The sequence below is a fragment of the Pseudomonas sp. FDAARGOS_761 genome, from assembly GCF_013343155.1.
Taxonomy (GTDB): domain Bacteria; phylum Pseudomonadota; class Gammaproteobacteria; order Pseudomonadales; family Pseudomonadaceae; genus Pseudomonas; species Pseudomonas aeruginosa.
In genome coordinates this window covers 782,249-798,666 of sequence record NZ_CP054572.1, presented here as the reverse complement: position 1 = coordinate 798,666, position 16,418 = coordinate 782,249, and the positions used below count along the sequence as shown (strand labels likewise).

Annotated in this window: 5 protein-coding genes, 2 tRNA genes and 3 rRNA genes; 5 read left to right on the top strand and 5 right to left on the bottom strand. The window is 61.8% G+C overall.

The window, feature by feature from the left end:
* Positions 1-239 precede the first annotated feature (239 nt).
* Genes imuA through dnaE2 form a run of 3 tightly spaced genes read left to right on the top strand, consistent with a single transcriptional unit; the run spans position 240 to position 5,339 of the window.
* Entirely contained in the window at positions 240-845 is a 606-nt protein-coding gene (imuA, locus tag FOC67_RS03750; RefSeq protein WP_031627677.1) for a translesion DNA synthesis-associated protein ImuA, read from the top strand.
* A gap of 7 nt (positions 846-852) precedes the next feature.
* Complete coding sequence (locus FOC67_RS03745) at positions 853-2,268, top strand: DNA polymerase Y family protein (RefSeq protein ID WP_003085289.1); 1,416 nt, start codon at positions 853-855, stop codon at positions 2,266-2,268.
* Positions 2,244-5,339 carry an error-prone DNA polymerase gene (dnaE2, locus tag FOC67_RS03740; protein ID WP_083842331.1) on the top strand — a complete coding sequence of 1,032 codons (3,096 nt, stop codon included), beginning with the start codon at positions 2,244-2,246 and terminating at the stop codon, positions 5,337-5,339. The genes FOC67_RS03745 and dnaE2 overlap by 25 nt, the downstream gene beginning before the upstream one ends.
* Before the next feature lie 354 nt (positions 5,340-5,693).
* Here dnaE2 and rrf read toward each other — a convergent pair.
* The 5 genes from rrf to FOC67_RS03715 form a co-directional block, all read right to left on the bottom strand.
* Positions 5,694-5,809, bottom strand: a 5S ribosomal RNA gene (gene rrf, locus FOC67_RS03735).
* Between the two features lie 144 nt (positions 5,810-5,953).
* Positions 5,954-8,844: ribosomal RNA gene (locus FOC67_RS03730) — 23S ribosomal RNA — on the bottom strand.
* A 226-nt stretch (positions 8,845-9,070) separates the two neighbouring features.
* A tRNA-Ala gene (locus tag FOC67_RS03725) sits at positions 9,071-9,146 on the bottom strand.
* A gap of 28 nt (positions 9,147-9,174) precedes the next feature.
* Positions 9,175-9,251 (bottom strand) — tRNA-Ile (locus tag FOC67_RS03720).
* Positions 9,252-9,315: 64 nt separating this feature from the next.
* Positions 9,316-10,851 (bottom strand): 16S ribosomal RNA (locus FOC67_RS03715).
* Together the 16S, 23S and 5S rRNA genes with 2 tRNA genes alongside form the textbook arrangement of a ribosomal RNA operon.
* 672 nt (positions 10,852-11,523) lie before the next feature.
* On the opposite strand from FOC67_RS03715, the gene FOC67_RS03710 reads away from it, so the two are divergent.
* Positions 11,524-12,753: an exonuclease SbcCD subunit D C-terminal domain-containing protein gene (locus FOC67_RS03710; protein ID WP_009315984.1), complete on the top strand. Its 1,230-nt coding sequence runs from the start codon at positions 11,524-11,526 to the stop codon at positions 12,751-12,753.
* Positions 12,754-12,761: 8 nt separating this feature from the next.
* Entirely contained in the window at positions 12,762-16,397 is a 3,636-nt protein-coding gene (locus FOC67_RS03705) for an AAA family ATPase (protein ID WP_009315983.1), read from the top strand.
* Positions 16,398-16,418 lie beyond the last annotated feature (21 nt).

Here is a 16,418-nt window from a genome sequence, read left to right as displayed (position 1 = left end):
TTCGAGGGACGGAACGCACTGGGCCGACATAGCGTGCCCAGGGTTAATAACGATTCTCAATTATATTCGTTATTGAATCTCAATGTCACAGGAAAGGATGCCGACCGACTGCCATTGACCAGAAAAGGACTACAGCAAATACTGTATTTACATACAGTATTCGAGTTATTTCCTTGGCCTCCCTTTCATCCGTAGCCGACATCACCCCACCCGCAGCCGTCGCCGGACGAGGCAATGGCATAGCGCTGAGTGCGCTGCTCGACGCACGTAGGATCTGGAAAGGCCAGTCCGCCGTGCCGGCCGGCGCTTCCCTGCCCACCGGGCATGCGCGCCTGGACGCACTGCTGCCCGGCGGCGGTTGGCCGGAGCATGCCCTGAGCGAAATCCTCCATGCCCGCGACGGTGTCGGCGAACTGCAACTACTGATGCCGACCCTCGCTCGCCTGACCCAGGCGCAACGTCGCGTCGTCCTGGTCGGCGCACCCTACGTACCCTATCCGCAGGCCTGGCTGGCCGCCGCGGTCGACCTGCGCCACCTGGTCCTCTTGCAGGCCAGCGGACGCGACGCCTTGTGGGCTGCCGAACAGTGCCTGCGCTCGGGCAGTTGCGCCGCTGTGCTGTGTTGGCCGCAACAGGCCGACGACCGCGCCCTGCGCCGCCTCCAGGTCGCCGCCGAAAGCGGTCAGGCCCTGGGTTTCGCCTATCGTCCTCTGCGCGAAGCGGTCAACCCTTCGCCGGCAGCGCTACGCCTATGCATCGAAACCCGCCCCCCACGCCTGCGCATCCTCAAGTGCCGGGGCGGCCTCGCGCCGGCGACCGCCCTGCCAGCCAGCGCCTGGCAATGAGGCGGCCATGCTCTGGGCTTGCATTCTCCTGCCGCAACTGGCCATGGACAGCGCGCTGCGTCAACGGAGCAATCCCGACGCACCGCTGGCGCTGCTCGGCGGCCCAGCGCAGCGCCGGCAGTTGCAGGCGGTCAACCCAGCGGCACGCGCGCTCGGCCTGAGGCCCGGTCAATCGCTGATCGCCGCCCAGGCCCTGAGCCGGGACTTCGCCACGGCGGAATACGACCTCGCCGCCGTGGAGCGCTGGCAGGCCTTCCTCGCCGCCTGGGCCTACGGTTTCAGCTCGCAGGTCAGCCTGCACTATCCGCGCGCGCTGCTGCTGGAAGTGCAGTCCAGCCTTGCCCTGTTCGGCCCCTGGCCACGCTTCGAGGCCCGCTTGCGCAAGGAACTCACGGCGCTGGGCTTCCGCCATCGCCTGTGCCTGGCGCCGAACCCGGTGGCGGCGAGGGTCCTGGCGAACAGCCACGACGGCCTGGCCATCGAGGACGAGACAGCGCTGCAACGCCAGTTGTCCGCCCTTCCGCTGGACCGCCTGGGACTCTCGCGGGAGCTGGCCGTCGCCCTCGGACGCATGGGACTGCGCCATCTGCGCCAGGTCCTCGAGTTGCCGCGCGCCGCCCTGGCCCGTCGCTTCCCGGCCGAACTGCTGTTGCACATCGACCGCCTCTGCGGCCGCAGCCCGCTGGCGCTGGAGCACTACCGGCCGCCGGACACCTTCGACCTGCGCATCGAACTCAATTTCGACGTGGAATCGCACCAGGCCCTGCTCTTCCCCCTGCGACGGCTGAGCGCCGATCTCGCCGCCTTTCTCGCCGGACGCGACAGCGGCGTGCAGCGCTTCACCCTGCATCTGGAGCATCACGGGCGCGCCGACAGCCAGGTCACGGTCGGCCTGCTCAGCGCCGAACGCGAGGCGGCCATGCTCTTCGAACTGACCCGCGGCCGTCTCGAACAGCTGCAACTGCCCGCCCCCGTGCATGCCGTGCGCCTGGAGGCCCGCGAGCTGCCTCCTTTCACGCCGCAGCACCGCGAACTGTTCGACGAGCGCCCACAGCAGTATCTCGGCTGGGAACAGTTGCGGGAACGCCTGCGCGCGCGGCTGGGCGACGAGGCGGTACAGGGCCTGAGCGCCGTCGCCGAACACCGTCCGGAGCGAAGCTGGCGGCCGCACAGCTGCGACAGGGCGCAATCGCCGGCAGCCTGCGGCCTCCGCCCCGGCTGGCTGCTGGCGGAGCCACGCCCCCTCGGCGAGGCCTTGCCCACCGTGCTGGCCGGCCCGGAGCGGATCGAGTCGGGCTGGTGGGATGGCGAAGACATCCGCCGCGACTATTATCTGGTGGAAACCCGCAGCGGACAACGTGCCTGGGTCTATCGCGAGGTCGGCAGCGAAGGGCCGCTGTGGCTGCATGGCTGGTTCGCATGAGCGCCTACGCCGAACTGCATTGCCTGTCCAACTTCAGTTTCCAGCGCGGCGCCTCCAGCGCCGCGGAACTCTTCGCCCGTGCAGCGCGCCTGGGCTATCGGGCCCTGGCGATCACCGACGAATGCAGCCTGGCCGGTATCGTGCGGGCCTGGCAGGCGGCGCGGGAGCATCAGGTACAACTGATCGTCGGCAGCGAAATCCGCCTCGAACAGGGGCCCAAGCTGGTCCTCCTGGCGGAGGACCTGGAGGGCTACCAGAACCTCTGTCGCCTCATCACCCGCGGCCGGCGACAAGCCGACAAGGGCCACTACCGGCTGCTGCGCGAAGACCTGCAACAGCCGCTCGCCGGCCTGTTGGCGATCTGGTTGCCGAACGACCATGGGGACGAGCAGGTTGCCTGGCTCCGCGAACGCTTCCCCCAGCGCCTTTGGCTGGGCGTCGAGTTGCATCGCGGCGCCGATGACGATGCCCGCCTGGACAAACTGCTCGCGCTCGCCTCGCATCTCCGGCTACCGCCCGTGGCCTGCGGCGACGTCCACATGCACGCCCGCGGCAGGCGAGCCCTGCAGGACTGCATGACAGCGATCCGCAACCATCTGCCGGTCAGCGAGGCCGGCGCCTATCTCTTCCCCAACGGGGAACGCCACCTGCGTACCCTGGAGGCCCTGCTGGGGATCTACCCGCAAGCCCTGCTGGCGGAAACCCTGAAGATCGCCGAACGCTGCCGGTTCGATCTGGAACAGCTGAAATACCAGTATCCACGCGAATTGGTACCGGCCGGACACGACCCGGCGTCATGGCTCCGCCATCTCACCGAACAGGGCATCGCCAGGCGCTGGCCGAACGGCGCGAGCGCCAAGGTCCGCAAGCAGATCGAGAGAGAACTCGAGCTGATCGCCGAACTGGGCTATGAAAGCTATTTCCTCACCGTGCAGGACATCGTCGCCTTCGCCCGGGGCCGGGAAATCCTTTGCCAGGGCCGCGGCTCGGCGGCCAATTCGGCAGTGTGCTTCGCCCTCGGCATCACTGAGTTGGACCCGGACCGGACCAACCTGCTGTTCGAGCGCTTCCTTTCCCGCGAGCGCAACGAACCACCGGACATCGACGTGGATTTCGAACACGAGCGCCGCGAGGAGGTCATCCAGTACGTTTTCACACGCTACGGACGCCAGCGCGCGGCGCTGACCGCGGTGGTCAGCACCTACCACGGCGCCGGCGCGGTGCGCGACGTAGCCAAGGCCCTGGGTCTGCCGCCCGAGCAGGTCGACGTCCTGGCCAACTGCTGCGGCCGCTGGAGCGACCAGGCCCCCAGCGCCGAACGCCTGGAAGAGGCCGGCTTCGATCCGCAGAGTCCGATCCTGCGCCGGGTGCTGGCCCTGACCGGCGAGTTGATCGGTTTTCCGCGCCACCTCTCGCAGCACCCCGGCGGCTTCGTCATCTCCGAGCAGCCATTGGACACCCTGGTCCCGGTGGAGAATGCGAGCATGGCCGAACGCACGGTGATCCAGTGGGACAAGGACGATCTCGACGCGGTCGGCCTGCTCAAGGTCGACGTCCTCGCCCTGGGCATGCTCAGCGCCCTGCGCCGCAGCTTCGACCTGATCCACGCGCTGCGCGGCGGCAAGCGGTTGAGCATCGCCAGTATCCCGAGCGAAGACCCGGCTACCTACGAAATGATCAGCCGCGCCGATACCATCGGTGTGTTCCAGATCGAATCGCGCGCCCAGATGGCCATGCTGCCACGCCTGCGCCCGCAGAAGTTCTACGACCTGGTGATCCAGGTCGCCATCGTCCGCCCAGGGCCGATCCAGGGCGACATGGTGCATCCTTACCTGCGCCGGCGAAACGGTGAAGAGCCGGTGGCCTATCCATCGGCCGAACTGGAGAAGGTCTTCGAACGTACCCTGGGCGTCCCGTTGTTCCAGGAACAGGTCATGGAACTGGCGATCGTCGCCGCCGACTACACGCCGGGCGAGGCGGACGAACTGCGTCGTTCGATGGCCGCCTGGAAGCGTCATGGCGGCCTGGAACACCACCGCGAGCGGCTGACCCGGGGCATGCTCGCCAACGGCTACGAGGCCGACTTCGCAGCGCGCATCTTCGAGCAGATCAAAGGCTTCGGCAGCTACGGTTTCCCTGAATCCCACGCCGCCAGCTTCGCCCTGCTCACCTACGCCAGCAGTTGGCTGAAACGTCACGAGCCGGCGGCCTTCGCCTGCGCCTTGATAAACAGTTGGCCGATGGGCTTCTACAGCCCCGACCAGTTGCTCCAGGACGCCCGCCGCCACGCCCTGCAGACACGCCCGGTGGATGTCCGCCACAGCGGTTGGGATTGCAGCCTGGAGCCGTTCGGCCAGGCGCAACCGGCCATACGCCTTGGCCTGCGGATGATCCGAGGCTTTCGCGAGGAGGATGCCAGGCGTATCGAGCAGGTCCGGGAGGCCCAACCGTTCCTCGACGTGCACGATCTTGGCCGACGCGCCAGGCTCGACGCCCGGGCCCTGGAGTTGCTGGCCGATGCCGGCGCCCTGCGCGGTCTCGCCGGACACCGGCACAAGGCGCGCTGGGCCGTCGCCAGCGTCGAGCCGCAATTGCCGCTGTTCGCCGAAGGGACCGTCATCGAAGAGAGCACGGTCAGCCTGCCACTGCCTTCGCGCGGCGAGGAACTGCTGAGCGATTACGCTCTCCTCGGCACCACCCTCGGCCCGCATCCGCTGAAACTCTTGCGTGGACAGCTCAAGGCCCGCCGCTGCCGCGACTCCCGCGAACTGGCGAAACTGGGACATGGACGACCGATACGGGTCGCCGGCCTGGTGGTCGGCCGGCAGCGCCCACAGACCGCCAGCGGCATCACCTTCATCACCCTGGAGGACGAGTTCGGCATGGTCAACGTGGTGGTCCGACACGACCTTGCCGAACGGCAGAGGCGGCCATTCCTCGAGTCCCGGCTGCTACAGGTGGAGGGCATCCTGGAGTCCTCCGGCGAGGTGCGCCACGTCATCGCCGGGCGCCTGCATGACCTGAGTCCTCTACTCACCGGCCTGGACGTCCGCAGCCGGGATTTCCATTGAGACAAAGAAAAAGGCAGCTCGAGAGACGAGCTGCCTTGGGATGGCCAACAGGGATGGCCACGAAGGGGGGAGCGCTCAAGATACTGTTTATTCATACAGTAAATCAAGCGATTCCCTTCATCGGAAGCCACCTTTTGTCTTTCTCCTCGAAGCGAGGCTCTAACTCGCGGATCGGGATCGGTACGGCGAACGCAAGAGCGCCAGCGCCATGCGGATCCGCCCGGACTCTCGCTACGCTAGACGCGAAAGAGGACATGCCAGGAGGGGTTCGGCAAGGTGAACAGGAAGCACGCCTTTTTCCGCGCGCAAAAGCAAAACCCCCGGTCATCGCTGACCAGGGGTTTTGGGATAGGAGCTTGACGATGACCTACTCTCACATGGGGAGACCCCACACTACCATCGGCGATGCGTCGTTTCACTTCTGAGTTCGGGAAGGGATCAGGTGGTTCCAACGCTCTATGATCGTCAAGCAATTCGGTTGGATATCCGTTCGCTTGGGCTTACGTCTATCCGGATTCAGGTATGTGATTTCAAGGTGTTTTGCGGTTCATGCGAACTTTCGGTTCGTCGACTTCACCTTACAACACACAATCGTCAGATTGTTTGGGTGTTATATGGTCAAGCCTCACGGGCAATTAGTACTGGTTAGCTCAACGCCTCACAACGCTTACACACCCAGCCTATCAACGTCGTAGTCTTCGACGGCCCTTCAGGGGAATCAAGTTCCCAGTGAGATCTCATCTTGAGGCAAGTTTCCCGCTTAGATGCTTTCAGCGGTTATCTTTTCCGAACATAGCTACCCGGCAATGCCACTGGCGTGACAACCGGAACACCAGAGGTTCGTCCACTCCGGTCCTCTCGTACTAGGAGCAGCCCCTCTCAAATCTCAAACGTCCACGGCAGATAGGGACCGAACTGTCTCACGACGTTCTAAACCCAGCTCGCGTACCACTTTAAATGGCGAACAGCCATACCCTTGGGACCGGCTTCAGCCCCAGGATGTGATGAGCCGACATCGAGGTGCCAAACACCGCCGTCGATATGAACTCTTGGGCGGTATCAGCCTGTTATCCCCGGAGTACCTTTTATCCGTTGAGCGATGGCCCTTCCATACAGAACCACCGGATCACTAAGACCTACTTTCGTACCTGCTCGACGTGTCTGTCTCGCAGTCAAGCGCGCTTTTGCCTTTATACTCTACGACCGATTTCCGACCGGTCTGAGCGCACCTTCGTACTCCTCCGTTACTCTTTAGGAGGAGACCGCCCCAGTCAAACTGCCCACCATACACTGTCCTCGATCCGGATCACGGACCAGAGTTAGAACCTCAAGCATGCCAGGGTGGTATTTCAAGGATGGCTCCACGCGAACTGGCGTCCACGCTTCAAAGCCTCCCACCTATCCTACACAAGCAGGCTCAAAGTCCAGTGCAAAGCTACAGTAAAGGTTCACGGGGTCTTTCCGTCTAGCCGCGGATACACTGCATCTTCACAGCGATTTCAATTTCACTGAGTCTCGGGTGGAGACAGCGCCGCCATCGTTACGCCATTCGTGCAGGTCGGAACTTACCCGACAAGGAATTTCGCTACCTTAGGACCGTTATAGTTACGGCCGCCGTTTACCGGGGCTTCGATCAAGAGCTTCGCTTGCGCTAACCCCATCAATTAACCTTCCGGCACCGGGCAGGCGTCACACCCTATACGTCCACTTTCGTGTTTGCAGAGTGCTGTGTTTTTAATAAACAGTCGCAGCGGCCTGGTATCTTCGACCAGCCAGAGCTTACGGAGTAAATCCTTCACCCTAGCCGGCGCACCTTCTCCCGAAGTTACGGTGCCATTTTGCCTAGTTCCTTCACCCGAGTTCTCTCAAGCGCCTTGGTATTCTCTACCCGACCACCTGTGTCGGTTTGGGGTACGGTTCCTGGTTACCTGAAGCTTAGAAGCTTTTCTTGGAAGCATGGCATCAACCACTTCGTCATCTAAAAGACGACTCGTCATCAGCTCTCGGCCTTGAAACCCCGGATTTACCTAAGATTTCAGCCTACCACCTTAAACTTGGACAACCAACGCCAAGCTGGCCTAGCCTTCTCCGTCCCTCCATCGCAGTAACCAGAAGTACAGGAATATTAACCTGTTTCCCATCGACTACGCTTTTCAGCCTCGCCTTAGGAACCGACTAACCCTGCGTCGATTAACGTTGCGCAGGAACCCTTGGTCTTTCGGCGTGGGTGTTTTTCACACCCATTGTCGTTACTCATGTCAGCATTCGCACTTCTGATACCTCCAGCAAGCTTCTCAACTCACCTTCACAGGCTTACAGAACGCTCCTCTACCGCGTCACTTACGTGACACCCGCAGCTTCGGTGTGTGGTTTGAGCCCCGTTACATCTTCCGCGCAGGCCGACTCGACTAGTGAGCTATTACGCTTTCTTTAAAGGGTGGCTGCTTCTAAGCCAACCTCCTAGCTGTCTAAGCCTTCCCACATCGTTTACCACTTAACCACAACTTTGGGACCTTAGCTGGCGGTCTGGGTTGTTTCCCTTTTCACGACGGACGTTAGCACCCGCCGTGTGTCTCCCATGCTCGGCACTTCTGGGTATTCGGAGTTTGCATCGGTTTGGTAAGTCGGGATGACCCCCTAGCCGAAACAGTGCTCTACCCCCCAGAGTGATACATGAGGCGCTACCTAAATAGCTTTCGAGGAGAACCAGCTATCTCCGAGCTTGATTAGCCTTTCACTCCGATCCACAAGTCATCCCCTACCTTTTCAACGGGAGTGGGTTCGGTCCTCCAGTCAGTGTTACCTAACCTTCAACCTGCTCATGGATAGATCGCCCGGTTTCGGGTCTATACCCAGCGACTAAACGCCCTATTAAGACTCGCTTTCGCTACGCCTACCCTATACGGTTAAGCTTGCCACTGAATATAAGTCGCTGACCCATTATACAAAAGGTACGCAGTCACCTAACAAGTAGGCTCCCACTGCTTGTACGCATACGGTTTCAGGTTCTATTTCACTCCCCTCTCCGGGGTTCTTTTCGCCTTTCCCTCACGGTACTGGTTCACTATCGGTCAGTCAGTAGTATTTAGCCTTGGAGGATGGTCCCCCCATGTTCAGACAAAGTTTCTCGTGCTCCGTCCTACTCGATTTCACTTCAAAGATCCTTTCGCGTACGGGGCTATCACCCACTATGGCCGCACTTTCCAGAGCGTTCCGCTAAAATCAATGAAGCTTAAGGGCTAATCCCCGTTCGCTCGCCACTACTAAGGGAATCTCGGTTGATTTCTTTTCCTCAGGGTACTTAGATGTTTCAGTTCCCCTGGTTCGCCTCTTGCACCTATGGATTCAGTACAAGATACCTAGGTTATCCTAGGTGGGTTCCCCCATTCAGAGATCTCCGGATCAAAGTCTGTTTGCCGACTCCCCGAAGCTTTTCGCAGGCTACCACGTCTTTCATCGCCTCTGACTGCCAAGGCATCCACCGTATGCGCTTCTTCACTTGACCATATAACCCCAAGCAATCTGGTTATACTGTGAAGACGACATTCGCCGAAAATTCGCGCTTGAACTCGCAAATTTTACCTTGACTTGAATGATCACCAGTGAAAGAGATCATTCAGTCTTACTTCTATCACATACCCGAATTTTTAAAGAACAGTTCTGGTGCAAAGACCAGAAATCAATGTTCATTCACGAACATTCATTTCTGAGCTTTCGACGATTGTTTTAGATGGTGGAGCCAAGGAGGATCGAACTCCTGACCTCCTGCGTGCAAAGCAGGCGCTCTCCCAGCTGAGCTATGGCCCCGTATCGGATCACGCAGCACACCAACAATTGGTGGGTCTGGGCAGATTCGAACTGCCGACCTCACCCTTATCAGGGGTGCGCTCTAACCAACTGAGCTACAGACCCAATCGTCTAACCAGTGAATCAAGCAATTCGTGTGGGAGCTTATGAAGAAGCTGAGATCTTCGATTAAGGAGGTGATCCAGCCGCAGGTTCCCCTACGGCTACCTTGTTACGACTTCACCCCAGTCATGAATCACTCCGTGGTAACCGTCCCCCTTGCGGTTAGACTAGCTACTTCTGGAGCAACCCACTCCCATGGTGTGACGGGCGGTGTGTACAAGGCCCGGGAACGTATTCACCGTGACATTCTGATTCACGATTACTAGCGATTCCGACTTCACGCAGTCGAGTTGCAGACTGCGATCCGGACTACGATCGGTTTTATGGGATTAGCTCCACCTCGCGGCTTGGCAACCCTTTGTACCGACCATTGTAGCACGTGTGTAGCCCTGGCCGTAAGGGCCATGATGACTTGACGTCATCCCCACCTTCCTCCGGTTTGTCACCGGCAGTCTCCTTAGAGTGCCCACCCGAGGTGCTGGTAACTAAGGACAAGGGTTGCGCTCGTTACGGGACTTAACCCAACATCTCACGACACGAGCTGACGACAGCCATGCAGCACCTGTGTCTGAGTTCCCGAAGGCACCAATCCATCTCTGGAAAGTTCTCAGCATGTCAAGGCCAGGTAAGGTTCTTCGCGTTGCTTCGAATTAAACCACATGCTCCACCGCTTGTGCGGGCCCCCGTCAATTCATTTGAGTTTTAACCTTGCGGCCGTACTCCCCAGGCGGTCGACTTATCGCGTTAGCTGCGCCACTAAGATCTCAAGGATCCCAACGGCTAGTCGACATCGTTTACGGCGTGGACTACCAGGGTATCTAATCCTGTTTGCTCCCCACGCTTTCGCACCTCAGTGTCAGTATCAGTCCAGGTGGTCGCCTTCGCCACTGGTGTTCCTTCCTATATCTACGCATTTCACCGCTACACAGGAAATTCCACCACCCTCTACCGTACTCTAGCTCAGTAGTTTTGGATGCAGTTCCCAGGTTGAGCCCGGGGATTTCACATCCAACTTGCTGAACCACCTACGCGCGCTTTACGCCCAGTAATTCCGATTAACGCTTGCACCCTTCGTATTACCGCGGCTGCTGGCACGAAGTTAGCCGGTGCTTATTCTGTTGGTAACGTCAAAACAGCAAGGTATTAACTTACTGCCCTTCCTCCCAACTTAAAGTGCTTTACAATCCGAAGACCTTCTTCACACACGCGGCATGGCTGGATCAGGCTTTCGCCCATTGTCCAATATTCCCCACTGCTGCCTCCCGTAGGAGTCTGGACCGTGTCTCAGTTCCAGTGTGACTGATCATCCTCTCAGACCAGTTACGGATCGTCGCCTTGGTAGGCCTTTACCCCACCAACTAGCTAATCCGACCTAGGCTCATCTGATAGCGTGAGGTCCGAAGATCCCCCACTTTCTCCCTCAGGACGTATGCGGTATTAGCGCCCGTTTCCGGACGTTATCCCCCACTATCAGGCAGATTCCTAGGCATTACTCACCCGTCCGCCGCTGAATTCAGGAGCAAGCTCCCTTCATCCGCTCGACTTGCATGTGTTAGGCCTGCCGCCAGCGTTCAATCTGAGCCATGATCAAACTCTTCAGTTCAATACTGCTTGGGTTTTGAGAAAACCCTAAACTTGGCTCAGCAATCGCATTCTCTTAAAAAGAGATAAAACTCTCGAATTCACGAGTGTTACTTGCGTTGCTGATAATCTTGCGATCACCAGTCTTACATCACAAGCACCCACACGAATTGCTTGATTCGACTTGTTAAAGAGCAGTTGGTCAAGGCTTTCGCCTCAACCGAGGCCGCGCATTCTACAGCAACCTCTCGTTCCGTCAAGCGTTATTTTCGAAAATTTTCTTTTCTACTCAACCGCTTGCGCCGACCTTCAAACCATCTTCCGATCAGCGGGAGGCGCATTCTACAGCGTTCAAATTCGCTGTCAAGCACCTCGATGAAGCTTCGTTTCGAACCCCTTTCGGGACCGAGCCGCTGCGGCGAACAACCTGCCGGAGCGCTTCACCACCCCTGGGGGGAGAATCCGTAAATCCTTGATTTTCAAGCATTTACTCTTCGTCGCCGCCGGGAGTGGTGCGCATTATAGGGAGATAGAAACTGGCGTCAACACTTATTTGAAACTTTTTAACCCAAAGGTCAGGAAGCCCAGAGGACGCCCCATTCCTCCTTTATAGGCTGGCTTGCCCCGCTCTCTCCTTCTGTTGCCTCATATAAGGAATGCGAGCCACGGCTCCGCCGCTTTCGACGAGTGTTCCATGCGCCTCATACATACCTCCGACTGGCACCTGGGTCAGACCCTGCACGGCCAGGACCGCGATCATGAACACGCGCGCTTCCTCGACTGGCTGCTACGCCAGCTGGAAGAGCAGCGCGCCGATGTCCTGCTGATCGCGGGCGATATCTTCGACACGATCAATCCACCGCTCAAAGCCCAGGAGCGCCTCTACGACTTCATCGTCAGCGCCCATCGGCGGCTGCCGCAGCTGGAGATCGTGATGATCGCAGGCAACCACGACTCCGGCGCGCGCATCGAACTGCCCGCTCCGCTGATGAAACGACTGAACGCCCATGCCATCGGCCGGATCGGCTGGATAGACGAAAGCCTCGATAGCGATCGCCTGCTGCTGCCCCTGCACGACACGGATGGCCAGGTCGCCGCCTGGTGCCTGGCCCTGCCCTTCCTGCGTCCCGCCGAAGTCACCGGAGGCGGGCTCGGCGACGATTACCTGGCCGGTATCCGCCAGGTGCACGAACGCCTGGTTGCCGCCGCGCACGCCCGTCGCACACCGGGACAGGCACTGGTCGCCGTCAGCCACGCACACATGGCCGGCGGCTCGGTTTCCGAAGACTCCGAGCGAAACCTGATCATCGGCAACGTCGAAGCGCTGCCCGCCAGCCTGTTTCCGGAGCAGATCGCCTACGTAGCCCTCGGTCATCTGCACAAGCCACAGAAAGTCGCCGGACAGGAGCGCATTCGCTATAGCGGCTCGCCGCTGCCGCTGTCCTTCGCCGAAGTGAACTATCGCCACCAGGTCCTCCTCGTCACCCTGGAAGGTGAGCGCCTGAAGGATGTACAGAGTCTCCTGGTGCCACGCGCGGTGGAACTGTTGCGCATCGGCCCCGCGCCTCTTGGCGAGGTGCTCGATCGAATCGGCGAACTGGCCGAGGCCGACCTGCTGAACGAACAGCGGCCCTGGCTGGAAGTCCGCGTCATGCTGGATCAGCCGCAACCGGACCTGCGCCAGCAGGTCGAGAGCGCCTTGCAGGGCAAGGCTTGCCGCCTGGTGCGCATCGCCAGCGAATACCAGCGCCGCGACGAAGAACAGGCGCCGCTGCTCGGGCTCGACCAACTCAACCCCCAGGAACTGTTCAGCCGCGCCTGGGAAAGCGCCTATGGCGCCGGCCCGGATGCGCAGGCGCTGGACGACTTCGCCAGCCTGCTGCAAAGCGTCGAACTGGCCACCGAAGAACCCCCGGGGAAATAAGCCGCTCCATGAAGATTCTCGCCATCCGCCTGAAGAACCTCGCCTCCCTCGCTGGCGAGCAGGAAATCGACTTCACCCGCGAACCGCTGTCCAGCGCCGGGCTGTTCGCCATCACCGGCCCGACCGGCGCCGGCAAGAGCACCGTGCTGGACGCCCTGTGCCTGGCCCTGTTCGGCAGCACGCCGCGGCTGGAAAGCACTTCGGCCAGCAGCAAGGTTCCCGATGGCCGGAACGAGCTGTCCAGCAACGACGAACGCAACCTGCTGCGCCGCGGTTGCGCCAGCGGCTACGCCGAAGTGGATTTCGTCGGCATCGACGGCCACCGCTATCGCGCCCGCTGGGAAACCCGGCGCTCCCGGGACAAGGCGGACGGCGCCTTGCAAAAGAGCCAGCAGAGCCTCCAGGACCTGGAGACCCAGCAAATGCTGGCAGCGAACAAGAAAAGCGAGTTCCGCGAACAGCTGGAGCAGAAGCTCGGCCTCAATTTCGCCCAGTTCACTCGCGCCGTGCTGCTGGCCCAGAGCGAATTCAGCGCCTTCCTCAAGGCCAGCGACAACGACCGCGGCGCATTGCTGGAGAAACTCACCGACACCGGCCTGTACAGCCAATTGAGCAAAGCCGCCTATCAGCGCGCCAGCCAGGCCGACGAGCAGCGCAAGCAACTCGAGCAACGCCTGGAAGGCAGCCTGCCCCTGGCCGAGCAGGCCCGGGCCGGGCTCGAGGCGGCGCTGGAATCCCACGCCCAGGCGCGTCTCCAGGAGCAACAGGCCCTGCAGCACCTGGAAGGCCAGCAACAATGGTTCACCGAGGAGCAGCGGCTGCTGCAATCCTGCGAGCACGCACAAGGCCAACTGGCCGAGGCCAGGCAGGCCTGGGACGCCCTGGCGACGGAGCGGGAAACCCTGCAATGGCTGGAGCGCCTGGCTCCGGTTCGCGGACTGATCGAACGCCTGAAGCAACTCGAGCAGGAACTCCGGCACTCCGAGCAGCAGCAGCGGCAGCGCACCGAGCAGCAAGCCGCGGGCGCCGAGCGCTTGCAAGGATTGCAGGCCCGCGTGCAGGAGGCGCGCGAGCGCCAGGCCCAGGCCGACAACCATCTGCGTCAGGCCCAGGCGCCGTTGCGCGAGGCTTTCCAGCTGGAGAGCGAGGCCAGGCGCCTGGAGCGAACGCTGGCCGAGCGACAGGAACTCCATCGGCAATCGAACCAGCGCCACGCCCAGCAAAGCGACGCCGCTCGGCAACTGGATATGGAGCAGCAGCGCCATGTCGCGGAACAGGCGCAACTGCAGGCGGCATTGCGCGACAGCCAGGCTCTCGCCGCGCTCGGCGACGCCTGGGCGACCCACCAGGGCCAGCTCGCCGCCTTCGTGCAACGTCGCCAACGCGCGCTCGAAAGCCAGGCGCAGCTCCCCGAGCTGGAAAAATCCCTGGCCCAGGCCGGGGAACCGCTCGAACGCTTGCAGGCGCAATGGACCGCCCTCCATGGCAGCGAGCCGGACGACCTGGCGGCACGCCTGGACGAATTGCGCCGGCAGACCGATAGCCTGGAACGACAACAAGCGCTCCACAAGGAATGGCAACAGGCCCTCGACCAACGCACCGGCCTGGCTCGACGCCTGGGCGAACTCGACCAGCGTATGGTCGAGCAGGAGCAGGCATTGCTCGACCTGAAACGACAAGGCAGCCAATGCGCCGAGCAGGTGAAGGCGGCGGAGCAGGCCCTGGAGGTCACCCGCGAGTTGCTCCAGCGCCAACGTCTGGCCCGCAGCGCCAGCGTCGAGCAACTGCGCGCCGGCCTGGTGGACGGCGAGGCCTGCCCGGTCTGCGGCAGCCAGGAGCATCCCTATCACCAGTCCGAGCAACTGCTCGCCGCCCTCGGTGAACACGACGACCAGGAGCAGGTCCGCGCCGAGCAGTCCCTCGAGCGGCTGCGACAGACCCTGGTCGGTCTGCGCGAGGGCTATTCCAGCCAGCGGGAAAGACTCAACCAGAGTCGCCAGGAGCAGCAGGAACTGACTGGCCAACTGGCCGCGCTCGATCGGCAACTGGACCAATGGACGCTGCCGGAAGAACTGCGACTCCTGCAGCCGTCCGCGCAGTTGGAGTGGCTGGCACAACGCCTGGACGACCTGGCAGGGCAGCGCCAGCAGTGCCAACGAGACTTCGACCGGCTGATCGCCCGCCAGCGCCAGACCCAGCAATTGCAGCAGGAACTGCGGGCCGCCGAGACGATCCTGCAACAGCGCCAGCAGGCGCTGACGGAACAACGGCAGCGCTACGAACATTTGCAGCAGCAGGTCGAGGAGGACAGCCAGCAATTGCGTCCATTGCTCTCCGACGAGCACTGGCAGCGCTGGCAGACAGATCCGCTGCGGACTTTCCAGGCCCTCGGCGAGTCCATCGAGCAACGCCGGCAGCAACAGGCGCGGCTTCAGCAGATCGAACAGCGTCTGCAGGAGCTCAAGCAGCGCTGCGATGAAACGAGCTGGCAACTGAAGCAAAGCGACGAGCAACGCAACGAAGCCCGCCAGGCAGAGGAAAGGGCCCAGGCGGAACTCGCCGAGCTGAACGGACGCCTCGGCGCTCACCTGGGCCAGCACGCCTGCGCCCAGGACTGGCAGCTATCGCTGGAGCACGCCGCGCAAGCGGCGCAGAGCGCCGTCGAGACGCTCCAGGCGCCCCTGGATTCGCTGCGCGAGGAACAACTGCGACTCGCCGAAGCCCTGGAACACCTGCAGCAGCAACGCCAGCGCCAACAGGATGAGTTCCAGCGCCTTCAGGCCGACTGGCAGGCCTGGCGCGAACGCCAGGACAACCTCGACGACAGCCGCCTCGACGCCCTGCTCGGCCTTTCCGAGGAACAGGCGACGCAATGGCGGGAGCAATTGCAGCGACTGCAAGAGGAGATCACCCGCCAGCAGACGCTGGAAGCGGAGCGCCAGGCGCAACTGCTCCAGCATCGCCGGCAGCGGCCGGAAACCGACCGCGAGGCGCTGGAAGACAACCTGCGGCAACAGCGCGAACGCCTGGCCGCCAGCGAACAGGCCTACCTGGATACCTACAGCCAGTTGCAGGCCGACAACCAGCGCCGCGAGCAGAGCCAGGCGCTGCTTGCCGAGCTGGAGCGAGCCCGCGCCGAGTTCCGTAGATGGGGCCGCCTGAACGAACTGATCGGTTCGTCCAGCGGCGACAAGTTCCGCCGCATCGCCCAGGGCTACAACCTCGACCTGCTGGTGCAGCACAGCAACGTGCAGTTGCGCCAGTTGGCGCGGCGCTACCGCCTGCAGCGCGGCGGCAGCGAACTGGGCCTGCTGGTGGTGGACACCGAGATGGGCGACGAACTGCGCTCGGTGTATTCGCTCTCCGGCGGCGAGACCTTCCTGATTTCCCTGGCCCTGGCGCTCGGCCTGGCCTCGATGGCATCGAGCAAGCTGCGCATCGAGTCGCTGTTCATCGACGAAGGCTTCGGCAGCCTCGACCCGGAATCCCTGCAACTGGCGATGGATGCCCTGGACAACCTGCAGGCCCAGGGGCGCAAGGTGGCGGTGATTTCCCACGTCCAGGAAATGCACGAACGGATCCCGGTCCAGGTGCGGGTCCAGCGCGAGGGCAACGGCATGAGCAGCCTGAAGGTGGTCGGCTGAGCCGACCGCCCAGGCGGCACG

Bases quoted from the DNA above. Each gene is read 5' to 3' on its own strand.
- FOC67_RS03745 (WP_003085289.1), top strand. From the start codon at position 853: ATGCTCTGGGCTTGCATTCTCCTGCCGCAACTGGCCATGGACAGCGCG.
- FOC67_RS03710 (WP_009315984.1), top strand. From the start codon at position 11,524: ATGCGCCTCATACATACCTCCGACTGGCACCTGGGTCAGACCCTGCAC.
- FOC67_RS03705 (WP_009315983.1), top strand. From the start codon at position 12,762: ATGAAGATTCTCGCCATCCGCCTGAAGAACCTCGCCTCCCTCGCTGGC.